Below are 20,297 nucleotides of genomic sequence, written 5' to 3'. Positions count from 1 at the left end.
GGCGCTTGTGGGGCGGGGGCGATCCGCGCTAAGGCTTGCGCCGACAGGAAAGACGCCGACAAGGACGGGGGACCGCATGAAGACCGCACAAGCCGCGCGCCTGGTGATCGCAACGGCCCTTTGCGCCGGACTGGCCGCCTGCGGCGGCAACGCCGGCGCGCGGAACAGCGCGTCCTATGGCGGTTCCGACATGCGTCCCGAGGTTCGGCGCACGACGATCTGGGACACCTTCCGCAGTTCGGAGAACCCCAACACCAGCGTCGGCGTGAACAAGTACCTTTGGAACGCCAGCCTGGAAGTGCTGAACTTCCTGCCGGTGCAGACCGTCGATCCCTTTACCGGCGTCATCCAGACCGGCTACGGCACGCCGCCGGGCGGCGGGCGGTCCTATCGCGCCACCATCAAGATCGCCGATCCGGCGCTGGACGCGCGCAGCCTGAAGCTGTCGCTGCAAGGCCCCGGCGGGGCGGCGGTGGAGCCCGGCACCGTGCGCGCGGTCGAGGACGCGATCCTGACCCGCGCCCGCCAGTTGCGGATCCAGGACGGGCGGCTTTGACCATGGCGGGGTGAAACCCCGCCCTACGGGCTGGACCCGATGGGGGGCGGCGTATAAACCCGGGCGCGACGAATGACGCCAAAGGTCCGCACGATGCCCTATGATCCCTCCAGCACCGAATCCCGCTGGCAAGCCGCCTGGGCGGATGCGGGCAGCTTTGCCGCCACCCGCGACGAGCGTCCCAAGTATTACGTGCTTGAAATGTTCCCCTATCCGTCGGGGCGCATCCACATGGGCCATGTGCGCAACTACACGATGGGCGACGTGGTGGCGCGCTTCAAGCGCGCGCAAGGGTTCAGCGTGCTGCACCCGATGGGGTGGGACGCCTTCGGGATGCCCGCCGAGAACGCCGCGATGGAGCAGGGCGGCCATCCGCGCGACTGGACCTATGCCAACATCGCCACCATGCGCGAGCAGTTGAAGCCGCTGGGCCTGTCCATCGACTGGAGCCGCGAGTTCGCCACCTGCGACGACGATTACGTCCACCAGCAGCAGGCGATGTTCCTGGACATGCTGGAGGCCGGGCTGATCACCCGAAAGTCGGCCCAGGTGAACTGGGATCCGGTGGACATGACGGTGCTTGCCAACGAACAGGTCATCGACGGCAAGGGCTGGCGGTCCGGCGCGACGGTGGAACGGCGCGAACTGACGCAATGGTTCTTCCGCATCTCGGATTATTCGGACGAACTTCTGTCCGCCTTGGACGGGCTGACCGGCTGGCCCGACAAGGTGCGGCTGATGCAGGCCAACTGGATCGGCAAGTCGCGCGGATTGCAGTTCCGGTTCGAAACGGTGGATGCGCCCGAGGGGTTCGCCGCCATCGAGGTTTACACCACCCGCCCCGACACGCTGATGGGGGCGTCCTTTGTGGCGCTGTCGCCGGATCATCCCCTGATCCGCGATCTGGCCGCGGCGGACCCGAAAGTGGCGGCTTTCGTCGAGGAATGCCGCAAGATCGGCACCACCGAGGAGGCTATCGAGACCGCGCCCAAGCTGGGCTTCGACACCGGCCTGACCGTCAAGCATCCGCTGGATGAAGGGTGGCGCCTGCCGATCTGGATCGCGAACTTCGTGCTGATGGATTACGGCACCGGCGCGATCTTCGGCTCGCCCGCCCATGACGAGCGGGACCACGAGTTCGCGACGAAATACGGGCTGCCGATCCGCGCCACCTTCGGCGAACGCGGCATGTCGCTGGACCAGGCCGACGCCCTGGTCGCCAAGGCGCCCTATGTGCCGCTGAAATCCGAAGCCGTCACCTATGTCCGCGGCTTCGCGGGCAAGGCCGACCAGACCGGAGAGGCCGCGGTGGACGCCGCCATCGCCCATGCCGAAGCGAACGGCTATGGCGAGGGCGTGACCAAGTTCCGCCTGCGCGACTGGGGCATCTCGCGCCAGCGCTATTGGGGCTGCCCGATCCCGGTCCTGCACTGCGACGCCTGCGGCACGGTGCCCGAGGCCAAGGGGAACCTGCCGGTGCTGCTGCCGCAGGACGTCAGTTTCGACGTGCCGGGCAATCCGCTGGACCGCCATCCGACTTGGCGGCAGGCCACCTGCCCGCAATGTGGCGGCGCGGCCCTGCGCGAAACGGACACAATGGACACCTTCGTCGATTCGTCGTGGTACTACGCGCGCTTCACCTCGCCCCATGCCGCGACGCCGACCGACCGGGCGGATGCGGACTACTGGATGAACGTGGACCAGTATATCGGCGGCATCGAGCACGCGATCCTGCACCTGCTGTATTCGCGGTTCTTCGCCCGGGCGATGGTCAGGACCGGGCATCTGCCGGACAGCGCGAAGGAGCCGTTCGACGCGCTGTTCACGCAGGGCATGGTCACGCACGAGATCTACATGACCCGCGACAACCGGGGCCGTCCGGTTTACCACCTGCCCGAGGACGTGACGGACGGCAGGCTGGCCGACGGGACGCCGGTCGAGATCATCCCTTCGGCCAAGATGTCGAAGTCCAAGAAGAACGTCGTCGATCCGGTCAATATCGTGCAGTCCTTCGGGGCCGACACCGCGCGCTGGTTCATGCTGTCCGACAGCCCGCCCGAACGGGACGTGGAATGGACCGCCGCCGGGGCCGAGGCCGCGAACAAGTTCCTGGCCCGCGTCTGGCGTCTGGCCGACGAGCCGGGCGAGGGGGGCGACGATCCCGACCTGACCCGCGCCGCGCATCGCGCCATCGCCGATGTCACGAAAGCCATCGAGGGCTTCGCCTTCAACAAGGCCGTGGCGAAAATCTATGAACTGGCGAACGCCGTCGGCAAGTCCAAGGCAGGCGGCGAGGCCCGCCGCGCCGTTCTGCGGATCCTGGCGCAGCTGATGGGACCGATGGTGCCGCACCTGGCCGAGGATGTCTGGTCCATGGCGGGCGGGCAGGGCCTGCTGGTCGATGCGCCCTGGCCCAAGGCGGACCCCGCGATGCTGGAGAACGAGACCGTCATTCTGCCGATCCAGATCAACGGCAAGCGCCGGGCCGAGATTTCGGTCGCCAAGGACATGCCCGCCGACCAGATCGAGGCCATGGTGCTGGCCGACGAGACCGTGCGCCGCTTCCTGGAGGGTGCCGCCCCCAAGAAGCTGATCGTCGTGCCGGGGCGGATCGTCAATGTGGTCGCCTGACCGCCGGACCGCCCTTTCGGGGCTGCTGGCGCTGGCGGGCTGCGGGTTGACGCCGGTTTACGGCCCGAACGGCGCGGGCCGGCGGCTGTTCGGCAAGGTCCGGCCGCGCGATCCCCGAACCTATCAGGATTTCGCCTTCAACCGCCGCCTGGCCGAACGGCTGGGGGGCGAGGGCGCGGATTACGATCTGGATTACCGCATCAACGTGGGCGTCGTGCCGCAGGCCATCACCACCGACGAGGTGACGAACCGCTATTCCCTCAACGGCACCGCCGATTTCGTCCTGACCGACCGGGCGGGCCGGGTGCTGGCGCAGGGGCGGGTCAGCAACTTCACCTCTTACTCCACGACCGGCACCACCATCGCCACGCTGTCGGCCGAGGGCGACGCCCGGTCCCGCCTGGCCGAGATGCTGGCCGATCAGGTGGTCACGCGGCTGCTGGCGGCATCCGCGCAACTGCCCGGATGATTCCCGCATGATCCTCAGGGGCGCGGAAATCGCGCGCTATCTGGCGCGGCCCGACCCCTCGCGCCCGGCGCTGCTGATCTATGGCGGGGACGCCATGCGGGTCGCGATGAAGCGGGCCGAGGCGGTCAAGGCCCTGGTCGGCGAGAAGGCCGACGAGGAGATGCGCCTGACCCGCCTGTCCGGCGCGGGCCTGAAGAAGGATCCCGCGCAGCTGCTGGACGCGATCAAGGAGGTGGGCTTTTTCCCCGGCCCGCGCGTGGTGCTGGCCGAAGATGCGCCGGATCTTGCCGCCGACGCGATTCGCGCCGCGCTGTCGGAATGGAAGCCCGGCGATGCGGCGATGGTGGTGACGGCGGGGGCCTTGGGCAAATCCTCGGCCCTGCGCAAGCTGTTCGAGCCGCACCCGACCGCCGTGACCGCCCCCATCTACGACGACCCGCCGGCCGAGGAGGAGGTCGCGCGCTGGCTGGCGGACGCCGGTCTGCGCCAGGTGCCCCCGCCTGCGATGAAGGACATGATGGATCTGGCCCGCGCGCTGGATCCCGGCGACCTGCGCCAGACCATCGAGAAGATCGGGCTTTACAAGCACGGCGACGACACCCCGCTGACGGCCGATGAAATCGCCCTGCTGGCCCCCGCCACCGTCGAGGCCGATCTGGACGAGCTGATCCACATCGTCGCCGAGCGCCGCGAGGCCGAGTTCGGCCCCATGATGCGCCGCATCGAGGGCCAGGGCGTGAACCCGGTCACGCTCTGCATCGCCGCGCTGCGCCATTTCCGCGCCCTGCATCTTGCCGCCGCCGACCCCGCGGGGCCGGGGGCGGCGCTGTCGCGGATGCGACCGCCGGTCTTCGGCCCGCGCCGCGATCGCATGGCGCGGCAGGCGCAAGGCTGGGGCATGGGGCCGCTGGAGGACGCGGTGCGGTCGCTGCTGGACTGCGACCTGACCCTGCGCAGCACCACCCGCGCGCCGCAGATGGCCTTGGTCGAACGCGCGCTGATCCGCCTGGCGATGACGCCCCGGGGACGGCGGTGAGCGAAGCGGTCGATGCGCTGATCGTCGGGGCGGGGCCTGCCGGGCTGATGGCGGCCGAGGCGCTGACGGCGCCGGGCCGCAGCGTCGTGGTGGCCGAGGCGATGCCCACGCCCGCGCGAAAGTTCCTGATGGCCGGAAAGTCGGGGCTGAACCTGACCAAGAACGAGCCGTTCGGGGCGTTTGCGCGCAGGTTCGCCGTCGGCACCGGGGCTCTGCCCCGGACCCCGGGATATTTAGACGAAGATGAAAGCCGGTTCGGCCCGTCCGAGGTGATGGCCTGGGCGAGGGGGTTGGGGATCGAGCTGTTCACCGGATCGACCGGACGGGTGTTTCCGGTGGGAATGAAGGCCTCGCCGCTGCTGCGGGCCTGGCTGGCGAGGTTGCGGGCGGGCGGGGCGGAGCTGCGGACCCGCTGGCGCTGGATCGGCGGCGGGTTCCGGTTCGACACGCCCGAAGGGGTGCGGGTGATCCGGCCCCGCGTGGCGGTGCTGGCGCTTGGCGGGGCAAGCTGGCCCCGGCTGGGGTCGGATGCGGCCTGGGTGCCTTGGCTGAAGGCGGAGGGGGTCGCGGTGGCGCCGTTCCGGCCCGCCAACATGGGGTTCCGGGCGGCCTGGTCCGAACCGATGGCGCGGCATTTCGGAACGGCGGTCAAGGGGACCGCGCTGGCGGCGGGCGGTCTGGTCAGCCGGGGCGAATGGGTGATCGGTGCCAAGGGCATCGAGGGCGGCGGGGTTTACGAGATCTCGGCGGCGCTGCGCGACGGGGCGGCGGGCCATGTCGATCTGGCGCCCGATCTGGATCACGCGGCGCTGGCCGCGCGATTTGCGAAGGCGAAGGGCAAGCTGTCCCTGGGCAACCGGCTGCGCCGGGTGCTGGAGGATCCCGTCAAGGTCGCGTTGCTGCTGGAATGGGGCAGGCCCTTGCCGACGGATCCGGCGGATTGGGCGGCGCGGGCGAAGGCCTTGCCGCTGCTTCATGACGGGCCGATGGGGCTGGAGACCGCGATCTCGTCCGCTGGCGGCGTGACTTGGGAAGCGGTGGCAGACACGCAGGAGCTGCGCGCCATGCCTGGTGTCTTCGTGGCCGGAGAGATGCTGGATTGGGAGGCGCCGACCGGCGGTTATCTGCTGACCGCCTGCCTGGGCAGCGGTCTGCGCGCCGGGCGGGCAGCCGCCGCGCGTCTGGCCGCCTTGGACCGGTGCTGAGCCGCTTGCGGCTTTTGCGCTCTTGATGGGACAAAGGCCGCGACCTATCCTGCCGGGCATGGGAGGAAACCGACAACCGCAAGGAAAGGGTTTCCGATGGCCTACACGATCACGCATTTCGCGCCCGAAACGCGCAGCCGCATCGACGCCTTCTTCAACCGGTTCGGCCAGGGCATGAACGCCTATCTCGAAGCGCGGGCCCGCTGCGCCGAAATCGAGGCCTTGGAGGCGAGGTCCGACGAGGAACTGGCCCGGATGGGCCTGACCCGCGACCGGATCCCCGCCCATGTGTTTCGCGACACCTACTGGCTTTGACCGGCCTTCCAGTCGATCACCAGCTGCGTTTGCGTGACGATGGCCGCGACCTTTCCGTCGCCTCGGCTCACGGTGGTCTGCCAGATCTGCGTGGTCCGCCCGATATGCAGCGGCAGGCTGACGGCGCGGGCCACGTCGCCCAGCCGGACGGGGCGCAGGAAGTTGGTCTTGCTTTCCAGCGTGGTGGTCGATTTCCCCTGGGGCAGGTTCAGAAAGGTGCCGGTGCCGCCGGCATTGTCGGCCAGGCCCATGATCGCGCCGCCGTGCAGCACGCCGTTGCGGTTGGCGAGCGCCTGCGTCACGGGCATCTCGAACTCCACCCGTTCCGGCGTGGCGGACACAAGGCGCGCGCCGATATGGACGGCGAATTCGGGCTGGTCGTCGGCATCGCGCCTGATGTGATCGTCGTTCATGGGCTTCCCTTCCGCTGCCCGGTCATATCAACCGGGCAGGCGCGCCGGGGCAAGCCCTCACGCCTTGCGGCAGGCCACCAGCTGCGCGCGATACATCTGCGCGCGCTGGCCCACCTGGTTCGCCACCCGCACCAGCCAGGGCTTGCCCAGATAGGACTGGCGCGCGAATCCCGACCGGCCTTCGTGATAGGCCAGATATTGTCCCGTCGCGTCCCATTTCGAGATGCCCAACCTGCGCGAGGAATTGTGCATGTACCAGCCCATGAAATCCGTCGCGTGGCGGATGTTGTCGCGCTTGGCGCGGCGGTTGCCGGTTTCCTTCTGGTATTCCTCCCACGTGCCGTCGAGAGCCTGGGAATAGCCGAAGGCGCTGGACTGGCGGCCGATGGGAATCACCCCGAGCGCGTATTGATGGGGGGTGCGCGCGTCGCCGATGAACTTCGATTCCTGGTGGATCGCGGCCATCTGGACATGGATCGGAATGCCCCATTTGCGTTCCGTGGCCTTCATCGCCCGGTAATAGGCGGGCCGTTCGGCCACGATGGCGCAGGCGTTGTCCAGCTGACGGGGCGCCGAATAGTTGCCGCCGCCGCATGACGCGACCAGCCCGACAATCGCGAGTTTCAGAAGCCTGCTCATCCTGCCCTCTTGTCGTTTTGGGGCGATCTTACGGAAAATCACGCGGGGGTGAAATCACAAAGCCGGAAGATCAGACCGCCAGCACCGCCTGCACCGCGCGGGTCCAGGCGGAGTATCGCCGATCCCGGACCTCCCCGGACATTCGGGGTTCGAACCGGCGGTCAAGCTGCCAGGCCTTGGCGTATTCGTCGGGCGCCGGGCAGAGACCCGCGCGATAGCCCGCAAGCCAGGCGGCGCCCTGGGCGGTCGTTTCGGGGTTCTTCGGCCGGTCCACGGGGGCGCCCAGGATGTCGGCCAGGAACTGCATGGCCGGTTCGCTGGCGGTCATGCCGCCATCGACGCGCAGCACGGCCTCGCCCGCCGCGGGCCAGTCGGCGCGCATCGCCTGAAGCAGGTCGCGGGTCTGGAAGCCCACGCTTTCCAGGGCGGCGCGGGCAAATTCCGCGGGGCCGGTGTTGCGGGTCAGGCCGAAAATGGCGCCCCGGGCGTTGGGCGCCCAGTGAGGCGCGCCAAGTCCGGTAAAGGCCGGAACCATGATGACCTGCTGGCAGTCGTCGGCCTGCTGCGAGAGAGCCTGCGTTTCCTGCGCCTCGCGGATCAGCCGCAGCCCGTCGCGCAGCCATTGCACCACGGCGCCGGCGATGAAGATGCTGCCTTCCAGGGCGTAGGTGGTTTGGCCGTCCAGGCGATAGGCGATGGTGGTCAGCAGGCGGTTTTTCGACCGGATCGCCTGGTCGCCCGTGTTCAGCAGCGCGAAGCAGCCGGTGCCGTAGGTCGATTTCATCATGCCGGGCCGGAAACAGGCCTGGCCCACGGTCGCCGCCTGCTGGTCGCCCGCGACCCCGGTGATGGGGATCTCCCGCCCGAACAGATCGGGGCGGGTGGTGCCGAAATCGTCGGCGCTGTCGCGTACCTCGGGCAGCAGGGCGCGGGGGACGCCGAACAGGCGGCACATGTCGTCCGACCAATCGCCCTTGCGGATGTCGTACAGCAGCGTGCGGCTGGCGTTTGTGGCATCCGTCACATGCGCCCGGCCCCCGGTCAGCTTCCAGATCAGGAAGCTGTCGATGGTGCCAAAGGCCAACCCGCCCGCTTCGGCGCGCGCGCGGGCGCCTTCCACGTGATCCAGCAGCCAAGCGATCTTCGTGGCGCTGAAATAGGGATCCAGCAGCAGGCCGGTGGTGTCCGTCACCTGATCCTCGGCCCCTTCGTCGCGCAGCCGGTCGCACAGGTCGGCGGTGCGGCGGTCCTGCCAGACGATGGCGCGGTGGACGGGCTGGCCGGTTTCGCGGTCCCAGATCACCACGGTCTCGCGCTGGTTGGTGATGCCGATGGCGTCGATGCGGGGGGCGCCCGCCTTTTCGATGGCGGCGCGGGCGGTTCCGGCGCTGGAGGTCCAGATGTCCCCGGGGTCGTGTTCGACCCAACCCGAGCGGGGGAAATGCTGGGGGAATTCGTGCTGCGCGGCGGCCTGCACCTGCAAGCCGTCGCTGAACACCACCGCCCGGGACGAGGTCGTCCCCTGATCCATCGCCAGAATCGTCATCAATCCTCCCCTTTCATCAGCGCACCGATGGCCGCCAGGTCGGCGGCCCCCTTGTCCCGCAGCAATCGTTCCAAAGCATCGAAGTGACGCAGCACCGCCTGGCCGGTCGGCGTCACCGCGGCCCCGCCGCCGCCCGCGCCGCCCCGGCTGCTGTCCACCAGGGGCGCGGCAAAGGCCGCGTTCATCTCCTCGACCAGGGACCAGGCGCGCTTGTAGCTCATCCCCATCCGGCGCCCTGCGGCCGAGATGGAGCCCAACTGCCCGATCAGCCGCAAAAGCTGCGCCTTGCCCGGCCCCAGCACCAGCGGCGCGTCGTATTCCAGCCGCAGCTTGATGCGGGGGGCGTCCCTGTTCATCGCGATTCGGTTTCCCGTCTTTGCAGCAGGTTAGCCCCGGTTTCCCTGCGACGCCACGGCGGGCTTGGCCTGTCGGTTTGCCTCGCCTATGCTGCCCGGAAAACCAGCAGAGGGTCATCATGTCCGAGATTGTCATCCTGTCCGGCGCCCGCACCGCCATCGGCACCTTCGGCGGCAGCCTGGCCGCCATTCCGCCGATCGACCTGGCGGCGATCGTGACCCGCGCCGCGATGGAACGGGCGGGGGTCGCGCCCGACCGGATCGGGCAGGTGGTTTTCGGCCATGTGATCAACACGGAACCCCGCGACATGTATCTGTCGCGCGTGGCGATGCTGTCTGCGGGCATTCCCGACGCCACGCCCGCGATGAACGTGAACCGGCTCTGCGGGTCGGGGGCGCAGGCCATCGTGTCCGCCGCCCAGGTTCTGATGCTGGGCGAGGCGGATTTCGCGGTCGCGGGCGGGGCCGAAAGCATGAGCCGCGCGCCTTATGCCGTTTCCTCGGCGCGGTTTGGGGCCAAGATGGGCGACCAGCGGATGCTGGACATGATGACCGGTGCGCTGACCTGCCCGATGGGCACGGGCCACATGGGCGTGACGGCGGAGAACGTCGCGGCCGAACACGACATCAGCCGCCAGGCGCAGGACGAATTCGCCTTGGAATCGCAGCGCCGCGCGGCGGCCGCGATCGCCGAAGGGCGTTTCAAGGACCAGATCGTCCCGGTCGAGGTCAAGGGCCGCAAGGGTCCGGTGGTCTTCGATGCCGACGAACATCCCAAGGAAACCGCGCTGGACAAGCTGGCGGGACTGAAGGCCGTCTTCAAGAAGGACGGCAGCGTGACGGCGGGCAACGCAAGCGGCATCAACGACGGCGCGGCGGCCCTTGTGCTGGCGCGGGCCGATGCGGCGCAGGCGGCGGGGCTGACGCCCCGGGCGCGGATCCTCGGCCATGCGGTGGCGGGCGTGCGGCCCGAGGTGATGGGGATCGGCCCGGTTCCGGCGGTGCGGCGGCTGCTGGAAAAGACCGGCCTGTCGGCGGACGATTTCGACGTGATCGAATCGAACGAGGCCTTTGCGGCGCAGGCCCTGGCGGTGAACAAGGGCCTCGGGCTGGATCCGGCCCGCGTGAACCCCAATGGCGGGGCCATCGCCCTGGGCCACCCGGTCGGCGCGACCGGCGCGATCATCACCATCAAGGCGCTGCATGAGCTCGAACGGATCGGCGGCAGACGCGCGTTGATCACCATGTGCATCGGCGGCGGGCAGGGGATCGCCCTGGCGATCGAGCGGATGTGACTCAGGCGGCCTGCGCGGTTGCGGGCTGCCGCGACAGGCGCAGGGCCACGATCCCCGCCAGGATGATCACGGCGCTGCCGGCGATCGTCCAGCGGTCGGGGCGTTCGCCGAACAGCGCGACACCCGCGACCATCGCGAAGATCAGGCGGGTATAGCGGAAAGGCGTCACCGCGCCGACCTGTCCGGTGCGCATTGCTGCCGTCAGGAGCGCATAGGCGCAGACCCCCGTGGCCGAGGCCGCCAGAAGGCCGGCCCAGGTTGCCCCGTCGGGCGCGGCCGGCGGGCCACCGAAGGGCAGAACGATCAGTCCGGCAACGATCAGCATGAAAAAGCCCGCCACGCCCAGCTGCCGGAAGGACAGCGACACCGGCGCGGCGCGGGTCGCCAGGTCGCGTCCGGCAAAGCCCAGCATCGCCATGATCGCCAGCAGCGACAGCGGCCCGAACCCTTCGGTCCCCGGCCGCAGGATCAGCAGAACGCCCCCGAAGCCCAGGGCCACGGCCAGCCAGCGGCGCGGGCCGATCCGTTCGTGGAACAGCACGGCCGCGCCCACCATCACCACCAGCGGCGTCGCCTGAAGGATGGCCGAGGCGGTGGACAGCGGCGTCAGCGCAATGGCCAGCATGTAGAACAGCCGGCCGGTCACCTCGGACAGCGACCGCAGGATCATCGCGCGGCCCAGCATGGCGCGGGTCAGGGGCGCCTCGCCCGCCAGAAGCGACAGGACGGCGAAGGCCGCGGTGCCGAAGGCGCCGAAGGTGATCAGCACCTGCCCCGGGGGCAGGCTGACGGCGGCCTGCTTCAGCAGCGAATCCTCGACGGCGAAGCCCGCCATGGACAGCACCATGAAAACGGCGCCCCGCAGGTTGTAGGCGGCCCCCAGGCGGGCGTTGTGATGGGACATGACCGGCCCTTGTCAGCGGCGAACCGCCAAGCAGTCCCCCATCCGCGCGGTCAAGGCAAGTGGGCGCGGGCCCCGAAAGGAACGGGCCGCCCTAGATCAAGGCGGCCCGCGAGATCCACGGAGATGGTCCGGTTAGGGATGGCGGATGTTCCGGTCCCAACCAGGGTTTACGACCCTTGGGGCTGCCCTCAGGCCACGGCCCCCCTGACTGTTCCGACACCTCTCTCCAATATCACTCTCGACACTGGACCACCTCCTTTCAATTGGTTGCCGTTGCAAGGGAAGGGTGCCACAGATCGGGGGTGTGTCAATCAGATTGTTCGCCCGGCCCGCAACAAATTGCGCACGATCAGCCGGAAAGGCACAAGGGCCAGTACCGCCAGGCTCATCTTGACCATCCAGTCGGCAGTTGCCAACGAAACCCACAGCGCCGTGACCGGCCCTTGGCCAAGCAGCGGAACGGCCTCGTTGGCCCAGCCGGTGTTGATGTCGTGGGGCAGGGCGGCGCTGAAGGCGATTCCGAAGAACAGCGCGGTGTCGAGCGCCGAGCCCGCGAAGGATGACAGAAAGGGCGCGACCCACCAGCGGCGGCTGCGGAAGGCGTCGAAGATCGCGATGTCGGTCAGCTGCGCGACAAGAAACGCCGCGCCCGAGCCGACCGCGATTCGCAGGGTGGTCTTGTCGATGCCCGCCGCGACCAGCGAGCAGATCACGCCGATGACAAAGCCCGCCAGCACGACGCGGCGCGCGGCGGGGGCGCCGTAGACGCGGTTCATCACGTCGGTGACGAGAAAGGCGAAGGGATAGGTGAAGGCGCCCCAGGTCAGCCAAAGGCCGACCGTGAACTGCACAAGGATGTTCGAGGCCACGACGATGATGGCCATGGCAAGGATGCCGGGCAGAAAGCGGGTCATTGACGGTTTCCGTTTTACAAGGTCGCGGAACAACTCGGCCCCGCGCGCGCCGCGGGACAGCGCGCCTTAGGCGAGCGGGCGGGCGCTTGTCAATCGCGCAGCCGGTATTCGACCAGTTCGGTGCGCTGCAAGGCCAGGAAATTGTCGTCCGAGATCATGGTGATCCGGATCCCCTGTCCGTCGTGCCAGACCGCCAGCCCTTCCAGGTTGTCGTATTGAAGGGGCCGGGTGGTCAGCAGGATTTCCTCGTTCACGGGGCCTTTCTCGGTCAGCTGCATCCGCCTGACGCGCGAGGCAAAGCCCAGGATGCCCCGGAAGTCGCGCTCCAGCAGGTAGAACCAGCCGTCCGGGCCGAAATCGGCGGCCACCGCCAGCCAGCGTGGATCGCGCCGGATGTCCCCCGCCCGGCCCCATCGGTTGTCGCGGAAGGTCAGGATCGGAAAGGGCTGGTCCTCGCGCCCCGAGCGTTCGGGCACGGCGTAAAGGGTGCCGTCCCGGATCGCCAGCGCCTCCAGCCCCGAATTGATCCGCATGCCCGGCGTTTTCGGCGGCGGGCGCAGCGCCGCCGCCCTGGCGTCGGGATCGTCATAGCGGGCGACGCGGTCCAGGCCTTCGAAGCTGATCCAGATGCGGCCGTTCTCGCCCAGGGCCAGCCCCTCGCTGTCGCCGGTATAGCCGGGGGGCAGGGGGATGCCCTTGCTGTCCTTCAGATGCGCGCGCCCCGCGATGTTCAGCGCGCGGATCACGCCCTGCGAATCGCGGTCGATGCTGCCCCAGTACAGATTCGCGCGGTCGGTCAGCGCATGGAAGCGGCTGCCGTCCGCGTTCAGTTCGACGGCGGAAAAGCCGCCGAAGCTGTCGTCGTCCCCGGACCAGACAAAGGTGCCGACATAGTCCAGCGAGGCCGCCGACGCGGGAAGGCCGGCCGCCGTCAGGAACAGCGGTAACAGCGCGCCTAGGGCGCGCCGGCGACGGTGCGGCATTGGGACGGCAGTTCGGAAAGACGGAAGGTTCGGGGATGGCGGTAATCGGGATCGGGCGGCGTGGGCGCGACCCGGCCGGGGTCGATGCGGTTCCTGATCCATTCGGCGGCCTCGGCGCAGCCGTCGCCGGGCGGGGGCGCGGGCTGGCGGTCGCAGACCGATCCGCGCGGACAGGACAGCCGGACATGAAAGTGATAGTTGTGGGCGTTGATGGGGCGCACCTTGCGCAGCCAGGACCGATCGCCGCGCTCCATCTGGCACATCGCCACCTTGGCGACCGGATCGACCAGGATGCGTTCCACGCGCAGATCGCGGGCGGCGGCGCGCATGATCGCCATGTGGCCGCCGTTCCAGACATTCGTCAGCCCGATCCCCCGCCGGTCGGTGATCGACACCGAGGACAGGTTCTCGCGCTGCTGGGGCGACAGGTTCAGGGAAGACGGCGGCAGCATCCAGATGTCGGCGTCCAGCCCGAGCTGGTGGCTGGCATGTCCCGAGGTCATCGGCCCGCCGCGCGGCTGGCTCATGTCGCCGATGTAAAGGCCGCGCCAGCCCGCCTGCCGGGCGGCCTGCGACAGGCCCATCAGGAAGTTCACCAGCTCGGGATGGCCCCAGTTGCGGTTGCGGGACAGGCGCATGGCCTGCCAGCTCGGCCCGCTTTCGGGCAGCTGCACGAAACCCTGCCCGCAGCCCTTGGAGTAAAAGCCGATGGAAACGGCCGGACCCCGGGACGCGGCCCGGAAGCTGCCGAAGACATCCTTGGCCAGCGGGTCGGCGGACGCGGGCAGGACAAGGCCAGCCACGATGGCGGCGGCGGTCAGGATTTTTCGGATCACTGCTCTACCTCTCCTTCGGGTTTGACCCAGACTAGCAGGATCAGCGCCAGGATGAATAGCGCGATCAGCGGCGAAATGCCGATCCGCTGGTTGCCGCTGGCATCGGTGACGATCGCGATCAGCAGGGGGGCAAGGAAAGCCGTGGCCTTGCCGGACAGGGCGTAAAGGCCGAAACCCTCGGCGGCGCGGGCCTCGGTCGTGTGGCGGACCATCATGGTGCGGCTTGCGGCTTGCAGCGCGCCGCCCGCGCCGCCGATCAACGCGCCGCACAGGAAGAACACCAGATCGGGCACGAAAAACCGCCCCAAGACGGGGGTTTGCGGCACGGCCAGGCCGAACAGCGTCTGGCGGTCCATGCCGACCACGACCAGGCAGACGCCAGTCAGGATCAGGATGGTGGCGACGATCACGGGCTTGGGGCCGTAAGCCCGGTCCGCCCGCCCGCCCGCCCAGCTGACGATGGCGGCGGCCACGGCGCTGACCACGCCGAAGACGCCCGCCAGGAAGACCGGCCAGCCCAGCACCGTGCCCGCATAAACGCCGCCGAACCCGTAAAGCGCGTTCAGCGCGTCGCGCGACAGCATGGACGACGCCAGCCAGGCGGCAAGGCTGCGGCGGTGGCGCAGGCTGCGGATCAGCGCCACCAGATCCGCCATGGCGGCGCCGATGCGGACGGGCCGGCGCGGGCCGCGCGGCTCGCGGACCCAGAGAAAGAAGGGGATCATAAAGGCGGCATACCAGATCGCCACAAAGGGACCGACAAAGCGCGTGCCTTCCCGCGCCGCCGGATCCAGGCCGAACAGCGGCTCAATGCCGATCAGCGTCTTGCCCCCCGGCGTTTCCTGGAACAACGCCAGCATGACCGCCAGCGACAGGACGCCGCCCAGGTATCCGAAGGCATAGCCGGATCCCGACAGCCGCCCGATCTCGTTCCGCGGGGCGAGGCCCGGCAGCAGGGCATTGGTGAAGATGGTGGCGAACTCGACCCCGATCAGGCCGATGCCGAACAGCACCACCGCCTGGATCAAGGCGGGCTGCTGGGGCATCAGAAGCCACAGCCCGGCGGAGCCCGCGACGTAAAGCACCGAGAAGAACCGGATCCACGGCATCCGCCGCCCCGTCGTGTCGGCGACCGCCCCCAGGATCGGCGCGCAAAGGGCGATCACGATGCCGGCGGCCGACAGCCCGTATCCCCACAAGGCCTGGGCCTGCGCGCCCGCCAGCCGCAGATCGCCGCTGACGTTCAGGAAATGGCGCTGCGCGACCTCGGCGAAATAGACCGAGAAGACGAAGGTCAGCAGAAGCGTATGAAAAGGCTGGCTGGCCCAGTCGAAGAACCACCAGCCCCAGATCCGTTTGCGGTCCATCCGCCCCTCTTGCGCGCGTTCGGCGTCATAAGGCCCAAGGGCCGTCAGGCTGGCAAGTGGGCTTTTGCGTCAGGGGGAAGCTCGGGCGGCCAGGGGCGCAGGGCGTCCGCCTCGGCCCAGGCGGCGATCCAGCCGGGCAGGGGCGGGCTGTCGGCCGAGGCGCCAAGCGCCGCCATCACCTCGGCCGGGGGCACGATGCCCCGGGCCGAGGTGATGGCGGCGCGGATCAGCACCTGATTGCAGCAATCCCCGCCCTTCCACATCGACTGGTCCATGTAAAGGAAGCGGTGATCCCATCCCGCCACGCGCGACATCATCGTGAAGCGGTCGAAGGCGCGGATCCGGCGGCGGTAGCGGACCGAGCTGCCCGCCACCGTGATGCCCCATCCCCGCCGCCGCAGGATCGGGATCAGCCCGCTGCGCTGCGCCATGGGGATGCGGCCCAGGTCGAACAGGGTCAGGGTGCGGCCGTTGTTCAACTCGATCCAGGGGTCCAGATCCCAGGGCCAGCAGACATGGGTCGAGACATGCGTTTCCGTCACCGCAAGCCGCGGGGCGTTGCGGAACTTGACCATCTCCTTGGCGAAGCGGAACAGGGGATACATCGCGCCTCCTGGGGGTTGCCGGGCAGGGGTGGCCCCGGCCCACGCGATCGTCAACCAGGACGCTGCGGCAACTTGCTTGCGAAGGGGGGCGCGCATCCCCATAACAGGCCCGAACACGGAAAGAGGGCATGATGGGAACGCTTTACGAGGCCTTGCAACTGATCCTGCAAGTGGTGTGGTTCGTGATGATCGTCCACATCATCATGTCCTGGCTTATCAACTTCCAGGTGCTGAACCTGCGCCAGCCGCTCGTGGCGCAGCTGTGGGACGGCCTCAACCGTCTGCTGGAGCCGATCTACCGTCCGATCCGGGGCGTGCTGCCGAACACCGGCGGGCTGGATCTGGCACCCTTGGTGCTGTTCATTATCATCATCATCCTGCAACGCGCGCTGGCCAACAACGCGGGCTTCTTTTACGGGATGTGATGCCGGGGGACTTGCTGCGACAGGTCTGGGGCTTCGACGGTTTCCGCCCCGGCCAGCAAGAGATCGTCGAGGCCGTGGCCCGGGGCCGCGACGTGCTGGCGATCATGCCCACGGGCGGCGGCAAGTCGCTGTGCTTCCAGTTGCCCGCGCTGATGCGGGACGGGGTGACGGTGGTCATATCCCCGCTGATCGCCTTGATGCGCGACCAGGTGCGCGCGCTGCGCGAGGCGGGGGTGGCGGCGGGCGCGCTGACCAGCGGCAACACCGACGAGGAAACCGACGCCGTGTTCGGGGCCTTGTCGCGGGGCGAGCTGAAGCTTCTCTACATGGCGCCGGAACGGCTGGCCTCGGGCGGGACGCTGCCCTTGCTGCGGCGCGCGGGCGTGACCGCCATCGCCGTGGACGAGGCGCATTGCGTCAGCCAGTGGGGTCACGACTTCCGCCCCGACTACCTGCGCATCGGGGATCTCAAGCGCGCGCTGGACGTGCCGCTGGCGGCCTTCACCGCCACGGCGGACGTGGAAACCCGGGCCGAGATCGTCGCGCGCCTGTTCGACGGCCAGGCCCCCGTGACCTTTCTGCGCGGCTTCGACCGGCCCAACCTGCGGCTGGCCTTCCAGCCCAAGGACAGCCCGCGCAAGCAGGTGATGGCTTTCGTTGCGGCCCGGCGCGGGCAGTCGGGGATCGTTTATTGCGCCAGCCGGGCGCGGACCGAAACGCTGGCGCAGGCGCTGACCGAGGCGGGACACGCGGCGGTGGCCTATCACGCGGGGCTGGAGGCCGAGACGCGGCGGCAGGTCGAGGCGCGGTTCCAGCGCGAGGACGGGCTGATCGTGGTGGCCACCATCGCCTTCGGCATGGGCATCGACAAGCCCGACATCCGCTGGGTGCTGCACGCCGACCTGCCCAAGTCCATCGAGGGCTATTACCAGGAAATCGGCCGGGCGGGCCGCGACGGCGATCCGGCCGACACGCTGACCCTTTACGGTCCCGACGACATCCGCCTGCGCCGCACCCAGATCGACGAAGGCCTGGCCGAGCCGGCCCGCAAGTCCGCCGACCACGCCCGCCTGAACGCGCTTCTGGGCCTGGCCGAGGCGACCGGCTGCCGCCGCCGCAAGCTCCTGGCCTATTTCGGCGAGGATCCGGCGGGGGATTGCGGGAACTGCGACCTGTGCCTGGCCCCGCCCCGGCTGTTCGATGCCACGCAGGCGGTGCGCAAGGCATTGTCGGCGATGGTGCGCACGGGGGAATGGTTCGGCGCCACGCATCTGATCGACATCCTCACCGGCAGCACCACCGACAAGGTGCGCGAGCGCGGCCACGACCGCCTGCCGACCTTTGGCGTGGGGCGCGAACACAACCGTGCCCAATGGCAGGCGATCTTCCGGCAGATGATGGGCCGCGACCTGTGCCGCCCCGATCCCGAACGCCACGGCGCCCTGCACCTGACCGCCGCCGCGCACCCGATCCTGCGCGGCGAGGAAAGCGTGACCCTGCGCCACGACACCACCAGCTCGAAGCCCGCCACCGTGTTGCGCACCCAGGTCAGCGAGGAGGACGAGCCGCTGCTTTCGGCGCTCAAGGCCAAGCGCCGCGCCCTGGCCGAGGCCGCGCGGGTGCCCGCCTATGTCATCTTTCCCGACCGCACCCTGATCGAGATGGCCGAAAAACGCCCCCGGACCCTAGACCAGATGGCCCAAGTCGGCGGGGTGGGCGCCAAGAAGCTGGAAAGCTATGGCCGCGACTTCCTGTCGGTCATCGCGGGCGACGTGCCGGATATGCACCCGCAGCGCCGCAAGCTGGCCGGCCGCCCCGAAGGCGCGCTGTTCGACCGGCTGGTCGCGGTGCAGGCCGACCTGCTGCGCGGGCCGGACGGCACGGAAAAGCCCTTGTCCTGTTCCACCGCCCAGATCCGCCGCATCGCGGAGGCGAGGCCCGCCGATCGGGCCGGGCTGGCCCGCCACCTGGACGAGGCCCGGCTGGACCGGTTCGGCGAGGCTTTTCTGCGGGAAATCGCGGACGCCTGACATCTTTTCAGGGTAATGTGAACAGGCATCGCGGCGCGGCGCGCCTATGATCCGCGTTGCGCCTGTGCCCGATGGGAGAAACGCCATGCCGCTTCGCTGGTCCGATGTCACGCCGAAGAAAGACTACCTGAACCGCCGCGCCTTTATCGCCGCGGGCGCCGCCGCGCTGGCCGCGCCCGCCTGGGCGCTGACCGGCAAGCCGTCGCCTTATTCGACGGATCAGACGCCCAACACGCTGGAGGAGATCACCAACTACAACAACTTCTACGAATTCGGCATGGACAAGACCGATCCCGCGCGCCGCGCGGGCGCACTGGACACCGACCCCTGGTCGGTCGAGATCGGCGGCATGGTGGACCGCCCCGGCAGCTACGCGGTGGACGACCTCGCCCCCGCGAACGCGCTGGAGGAGCGCATCTACCGCCTGCGCTGCGTCGAGGCATGGTCGATGGTGATCCCCTGGATCGGCGTGCCCCTGGCCGGGGTGCTGGACAGGGCGGGCGTGCAGCCCGGCGCGAAGTTCGTGGCCTTTGAAACGCTGCACCGCCCGGAACAGATGCCGGGGCAGAACCGCCCGATCCTCGACTGGCCCTACAAGGAGGGCCTGCGCCTGGACGAGGCCATGCACCCGCTGACCATTTTGGCCACCGGGCTTTACGGCGAGGCGCTGCCCAACCAGAACGGCGCGCCGATCCGGCTGGTGGTGCCGTGGAAATACGGCTTCAAGTCCATCAAGTCGATCGTCAGGATCACCCTGACCGACCGCCAGCCGGTCTCGACCTGGCAGGCCATGCAGCCCCGTGAATACGGCTTTTACGCCAACGTGAACCCGCAGGTGGACCATCCCCGCTGGTCCCAGGCCACCGAACGCCGCATCGGCGCGGGCCTGTTCGGCGGGCGCGAGGAAACGCTGATGTTCAACGGCTATGGCGACCAGGTGGCCCGGCTTTACGCCGGAATGGATCTGGCGAAGGATTATTGATGCGGGCCGCGCTGAATGGCTGGCTGCGCCGCCTTCCGGTCTGGGCCTTGTGGCTGGGCGGGCTGGTTCCCTTGGCGCTGCTGGTCTGGGACACCCTGACGGGCGGCCTGGGGATCGATCCGATCCGCGACATCGAACACCGGCTGGGACGCACGGCGCTTTATTTCCTGGTTGCCAGCCTGGCGGTGACGCCCGCCCTGCGCATCCTGGGCATAAGCTTCATGCGCTTCCGCCGCGCCTTGGGCCTGCTGTGCTTCACCTATGCCGGGCTGCATGTGCTGTCCTGGATGCTGATGGACATGGCGCTGCTGTGGGGCGCGATGGCGCGCGACGTGGTCAAGCGACCTTATCTGGTCTTCGGGATGGCCGCCTTTGTCATGCTGCTTGCGCTGGCGATCACCTCGAACAACTGGTCGGTCCGCCGCATGGGCGCGCAGGCCTGGCGCAGGCTGCATCGGCTTGCCTATCTGGCCGCGCCCCTGGTGACGCTGCACTGGATCTGGGCCTTGAAGACATTCCCCCTGGAGCCGGTCCTGTGGCTGTCCGCGATTCTGCTGCTTCTGGCGTCCCGAATCGCGGTTCCGCGGCCGATCCGCTGGGGCGCCCCGGCGGCGGCCAAGTAATGATCTTTGTTAAACAGCATGTTATGAAAAATGTAACGGTTCGGCGAAAAAAAATGCGCAAAGGGACTTGCGGCTTCTGACGGCTCTCCGTAAATACCGCTTCACCGAAGGCGGGAACGCTGATGGGGACGGGGAAGCGGGCTTTTTGGTTTGTGGACCTTGAGGAA

21 protein-coding genes are annotated in these 20,297 nt (G+C 68.9%); 11 read left to right on the top strand and 10 right to left on the bottom strand.

What is annotated here, in order from left to right; all coding sequences use genetic code 11:
• Positions 1-76 precede the first annotated feature (76 nt).
• The 6 genes from ACFOM8_RS13995 (at position 77) to ACFOM8_RS13970 (ending at position 6,212) form a co-directional block, all read left to right on the top strand.
• The gene (locus ACFOM8_RS13995; RefSeq protein ID WP_377762343.1) at positions 77-556 is read left to right on the top strand and encodes a DUF3576 domain-containing protein; all 480 of its coding nucleotides are present in this window, start codon (positions 77-79) and stop codon (positions 554-556) included.
• Positions 557-649: 93 nt separating this feature from the next.
• A complete protein-coding gene (leuS, locus tag ACFOM8_RS13990) occupies positions 650-3,187 on the top strand; it encodes a leucine--tRNA ligase (RefSeq protein ID WP_377762341.1) in 2,538 nt (845 codons plus the stop codon).
• Complete coding sequence (gene lptE / locus ACFOM8_RS13985) at positions 3,174-3,656, top strand: LPS assembly lipoprotein LptE (protein WP_377762339.1); 483 nt, start codon at positions 3,174-3,176, stop codon at positions 3,654-3,656. The genes leuS and lptE overlap by 14 nt, the downstream gene beginning before the upstream one ends.
• A gap of 7 nt (positions 3,657-3,663) precedes the next feature.
• On the top strand, positions 3,664-4,692 hold the full coding sequence (holA, locus tag ACFOM8_RS13980; RefSeq protein WP_377762337.1) for a DNA polymerase III subunit delta: 1,029 nt from the start codon (positions 3,664-3,666) through the stop codon (positions 4,690-4,692).
• Complete coding sequence (locus ACFOM8_RS13975) at positions 4,689-5,897, top strand: BaiN/RdsA family NAD(P)/FAD-dependent oxidoreductase (protein ID WP_377762335.1); 1,209 nt, start codon at positions 4,689-4,691, stop codon at positions 5,895-5,897. The genes holA and ACFOM8_RS13975 overlap by 4 nt, the downstream gene beginning before the upstream one ends.
• Before the next feature lie 96 nt (positions 5,898-5,993).
• On the top strand, positions 5,994-6,212 hold the full coding sequence (locus ACFOM8_RS13970; RefSeq protein ID WP_377762333.1) for a hypothetical protein: 219 nt from the start codon (positions 5,994-5,996) through the stop codon (positions 6,210-6,212).
• Here the strand turns inward: ACFOM8_RS13970 and ACFOM8_RS13965 are convergent.
• The 4 genes from ACFOM8_RS13965 to ACFOM8_RS13950 all read right to left on the bottom strand — a co-directional run bounded on the left by ACFOM8_RS13965 (position 6,200) and on the right by ACFOM8_RS13950 (position 9,166).
• Entirely contained in the window at positions 6,200-6,625 is a 426-nt protein-coding gene (locus ACFOM8_RS13965) for a PaaI family thioesterase (RefSeq protein ID WP_377762331.1), read from the bottom strand. The genes ACFOM8_RS13970 and ACFOM8_RS13965 overlap by 13 nt on opposite strands.
• A 57-nt stretch (positions 6,626-6,682) precedes the next feature.
• Complete coding sequence (locus ACFOM8_RS13960) at positions 6,683-7,264, bottom strand: transglycosylase SLT domain-containing protein (protein ID WP_377762329.1); 582 nt, start codon at positions 7,262-7,264, stop codon at positions 6,683-6,685.
• 70 nt (positions 7,265-7,334) lie between these two features.
• On the bottom strand, positions 7,335-8,813 hold the full coding sequence (gene glpK, locus ACFOM8_RS13955; RefSeq protein ID WP_377762327.1) for a glycerol kinase GlpK: 1,479 nt from the start codon (positions 8,811-8,813) through the stop codon (positions 7,335-7,337).
• Positions 8,810-9,166: a winged helix-turn-helix domain-containing protein gene (locus ACFOM8_RS13950; RefSeq protein ID WP_377762325.1), complete on the bottom strand. Its 357-nt coding sequence runs from the start codon at positions 9,164-9,166 to the stop codon at positions 8,810-8,812. The genes glpK and ACFOM8_RS13950 overlap by 4 nt, the downstream gene beginning before the upstream one ends.
• 119 nt (positions 9,167-9,285) lie before the next feature.
• Between ACFOM8_RS13950 and ACFOM8_RS13945 the strand changes: the two genes are divergently transcribed.
• Positions 9,286-10,461, top strand: coding sequence for an acetyl-CoA C-acyltransferase family protein (locus tag ACFOM8_RS13945; protein ID WP_377762323.1), 1,176 nt, complete (start codon positions 9,286-9,288; stop codon positions 10,459-10,461).
• A 1-nt stretch (position 10,462) separates the two neighbouring features.
• On the opposite strand, the gene ACFOM8_RS13940 is transcribed toward ACFOM8_RS13945, so the two are convergent.
• From ACFOM8_RS13940 to ACFOM8_RS13915, 6 genes are all read right to left on the bottom strand, one after another.
• Positions 10,463-11,365 (bottom strand): DMT family transporter, encoded by a 903-nt coding sequence (locus ACFOM8_RS13940; protein WP_377762321.1) that lies wholly within the window; start codon positions 11,363-11,365, stop codon positions 10,463-10,465.
• A gap of 311 nt (positions 11,366-11,676) precedes the next feature.
• Positions 11,677-12,279 carry a VUT family protein gene (locus tag ACFOM8_RS13935; RefSeq protein ID WP_377762320.1) on the bottom strand — a complete coding sequence of 201 codons (603 nt, stop codon included), beginning with the start codon at positions 12,277-12,279 and terminating at the stop codon, positions 11,677-11,679.
• Positions 12,280-12,368: 89 nt separating this feature from the next.
• Positions 12,369-13,262 (bottom strand): esterase-like activity of phytase family protein, encoded by an 894-nt coding sequence (locus ACFOM8_RS13930; protein ID WP_377762318.1) that lies wholly within the window; start codon positions 13,260-13,262, stop codon positions 12,369-12,371.
• Complete coding sequence (gene mepA / locus ACFOM8_RS13925; RefSeq protein ID WP_377762316.1) at positions 13,235-14,098, bottom strand: penicillin-insensitive murein endopeptidase; 864 nt, start codon at positions 14,096-14,098, stop codon at positions 13,235-13,237. The genes ACFOM8_RS13930 and mepA overlap by 28 nt, the downstream gene beginning before the upstream one ends.
• Positions 14,095-15,465, bottom strand: a complete 1,371-nt coding sequence (locus ACFOM8_RS13920) for an MFS transporter (RefSeq protein ID WP_377762314.1) — start codon at positions 15,463-15,465, stop codon at positions 14,095-14,097. The genes mepA and ACFOM8_RS13920 overlap by 4 nt, the downstream gene beginning before the upstream one ends.
• Positions 15,466-15,509: 44 nt before the next feature.
• Entirely contained in the window at positions 15,510-16,070 is a 561-nt protein-coding gene (locus ACFOM8_RS13915) for an acyl-CoA thioesterase (protein WP_377762312.1), read from the bottom strand.
• A 131-nt stretch (positions 16,071-16,201) separates the two neighbouring features.
• Between ACFOM8_RS13915 and ACFOM8_RS13910 the strand changes: the two genes are divergently transcribed.
• The 4 genes from ACFOM8_RS13910 to ACFOM8_RS13895 all read left to right on the top strand — a co-directional run bounded on the left by ACFOM8_RS13910 (position 16,202) and on the right by ACFOM8_RS13895 (position 20,130).
• Entirely contained in the window at positions 16,202-16,495 is a 294-nt protein-coding gene (locus tag ACFOM8_RS13910; protein ID WP_377762471.1) for a YggT family protein, read from the top strand.
• Positions 16,495-18,525 (top strand): DNA helicase RecQ, encoded by a 2,031-nt coding sequence (gene recQ / locus ACFOM8_RS13905; RefSeq protein ID WP_377762310.1) that lies wholly within the window; start codon positions 16,495-16,497, stop codon positions 18,523-18,525. The genes ACFOM8_RS13910 and recQ overlap by 1 nt, the downstream gene beginning before the upstream one ends.
• Before the next feature lie 85 nt (positions 18,526-18,610).
• Positions 18,611-19,507: a protein-methionine-sulfoxide reductase catalytic subunit MsrP gene (msrP, locus tag ACFOM8_RS13900; protein WP_377762308.1), complete on the top strand. Its 897-nt coding sequence runs from the start codon at positions 18,611-18,613 to the stop codon at positions 19,505-19,507.
• Positions 19,507-20,130: a protein-methionine-sulfoxide reductase heme-binding subunit MsrQ gene (locus tag ACFOM8_RS13895; RefSeq protein ID WP_377762306.1), complete on the top strand. Its 624-nt coding sequence runs from the start codon at positions 19,507-19,509 to the stop codon at positions 20,128-20,130. The genes msrP and ACFOM8_RS13895 overlap by 1 nt, the downstream gene beginning before the upstream one ends.
• The last annotated feature ends 167 nt before the right edge of the window (positions 20,131-20,297 follow it).

This window comes from Paracoccus angustae, assembly GCF_042648745.1.
Classification (GTDB): domain Bacteria; phylum Pseudomonadota; class Alphaproteobacteria; order Rhodobacterales; family Rhodobacteraceae; genus Paracoccus; species Paracoccus angustae.
This window is presented reverse-complemented; position numbering and strand designations above follow the sequence as displayed.

Coding starts and splice junctions, on each gene's coding strand:
- holA (WP_377762337.1), top strand. CDS start 3,664: ATGATCCTCAGGGGCGCGGAAATCGCGCGCTATCTGGCGCGGCCCGAC.
- recQ (WP_377762310.1), top strand. CDS start 16,495: ATGCCGGGGGACTTGCTGCGACAGGTCTGGGGCTTCGACGGTTTCCGC.
- ACFOM8_RS13945 (WP_377762323.1), top strand. CDS start 9,286: ATGTCCGAGATTGTCATCCTGTCCGGCGCCCGCACCGCCATCGGCACC.
- leuS (WP_377762341.1), top strand. CDS start 650: ATGCCCTATGATCCCTCCAGCACCGAATCCCGCTGGCAAGCCGCCTGG.
- ACFOM8_RS13965 (WP_377762331.1), bottom strand. CDS start 6,625: ATGAACGACGATCACATCAGGCGCGATGCCGACGACCAGCCCGAATTC.
- ACFOM8_RS13915 (WP_377762312.1), bottom strand. CDS start 16,070: ATGTATCCCCTGTTCCGCTTCGCCAAGGAGATGGTCAAGTTCCGCAAC.
- ACFOM8_RS13895 (WP_377762306.1), top strand. CDS start 19,507: ATGCGGGCCGCGCTGAATGGCTGGCTGCGCCGCCTTCCGGTCTGGGCC.
- ACFOM8_RS13935 (WP_377762320.1), bottom strand. CDS start 12,279: ATGACCCGCTTTCTGCCCGGCATCCTTGCCATGGCCATCATCGTCGTG.
- ACFOM8_RS13950 (WP_377762325.1), bottom strand. CDS start 9,166: ATGAACAGGGACGCCCCCCGCATCAAGCTGCGGCTGGAATACGACGCG.
- ACFOM8_RS13960 (WP_377762329.1), bottom strand. CDS start 7,264: ATGAGCAGGCTTCTGAAACTCGCGATTGTCGGGCTGGTCGCGTCATGC.
- ACFOM8_RS13930 (WP_377762318.1), bottom strand. CDS start 13,262: ATGCCGCACCGTCGCCGGCGCGCCCTAGGCGCGCTGTTACCGCTGTTC.
- ACFOM8_RS13940 (WP_377762321.1), bottom strand. CDS start 11,365: ATGTCCCATCACAACGCCCGCCTGGGGGCCGCCTACAACCTGCGGGGC.
- ACFOM8_RS13920 (WP_377762314.1), bottom strand. CDS start 15,465: ATGGACCGCAAACGGATCTGGGGCTGGTGGTTCTTCGACTGGGCCAGC.
- ACFOM8_RS13995 (WP_377762343.1), top strand. CDS start 77: ATGAAGACCGCACAAGCCGCGCGCCTGGTGATCGCAACGGCCCTTTGC.
- lptE (WP_377762339.1), top strand. CDS start 3,174: ATGTGGTCGCCTGACCGCCGGACCGCCCTTTCGGGGCTGCTGGCGCTG.
- ACFOM8_RS13910 (WP_377762471.1), top strand. CDS start 16,202: ATGGGAACGCTTTACGAGGCCTTGCAACTGATCCTGCAAGTGGTGTGG.
- ACFOM8_RS13970 (WP_377762333.1), top strand. CDS start 5,994: ATGGCCTACACGATCACGCATTTCGCGCCCGAAACGCGCAGCCGCATC.
- msrP (WP_377762308.1), top strand. CDS start 18,611: ATGCCGCTTCGCTGGTCCGATGTCACGCCGAAGAAAGACTACCTGAAC.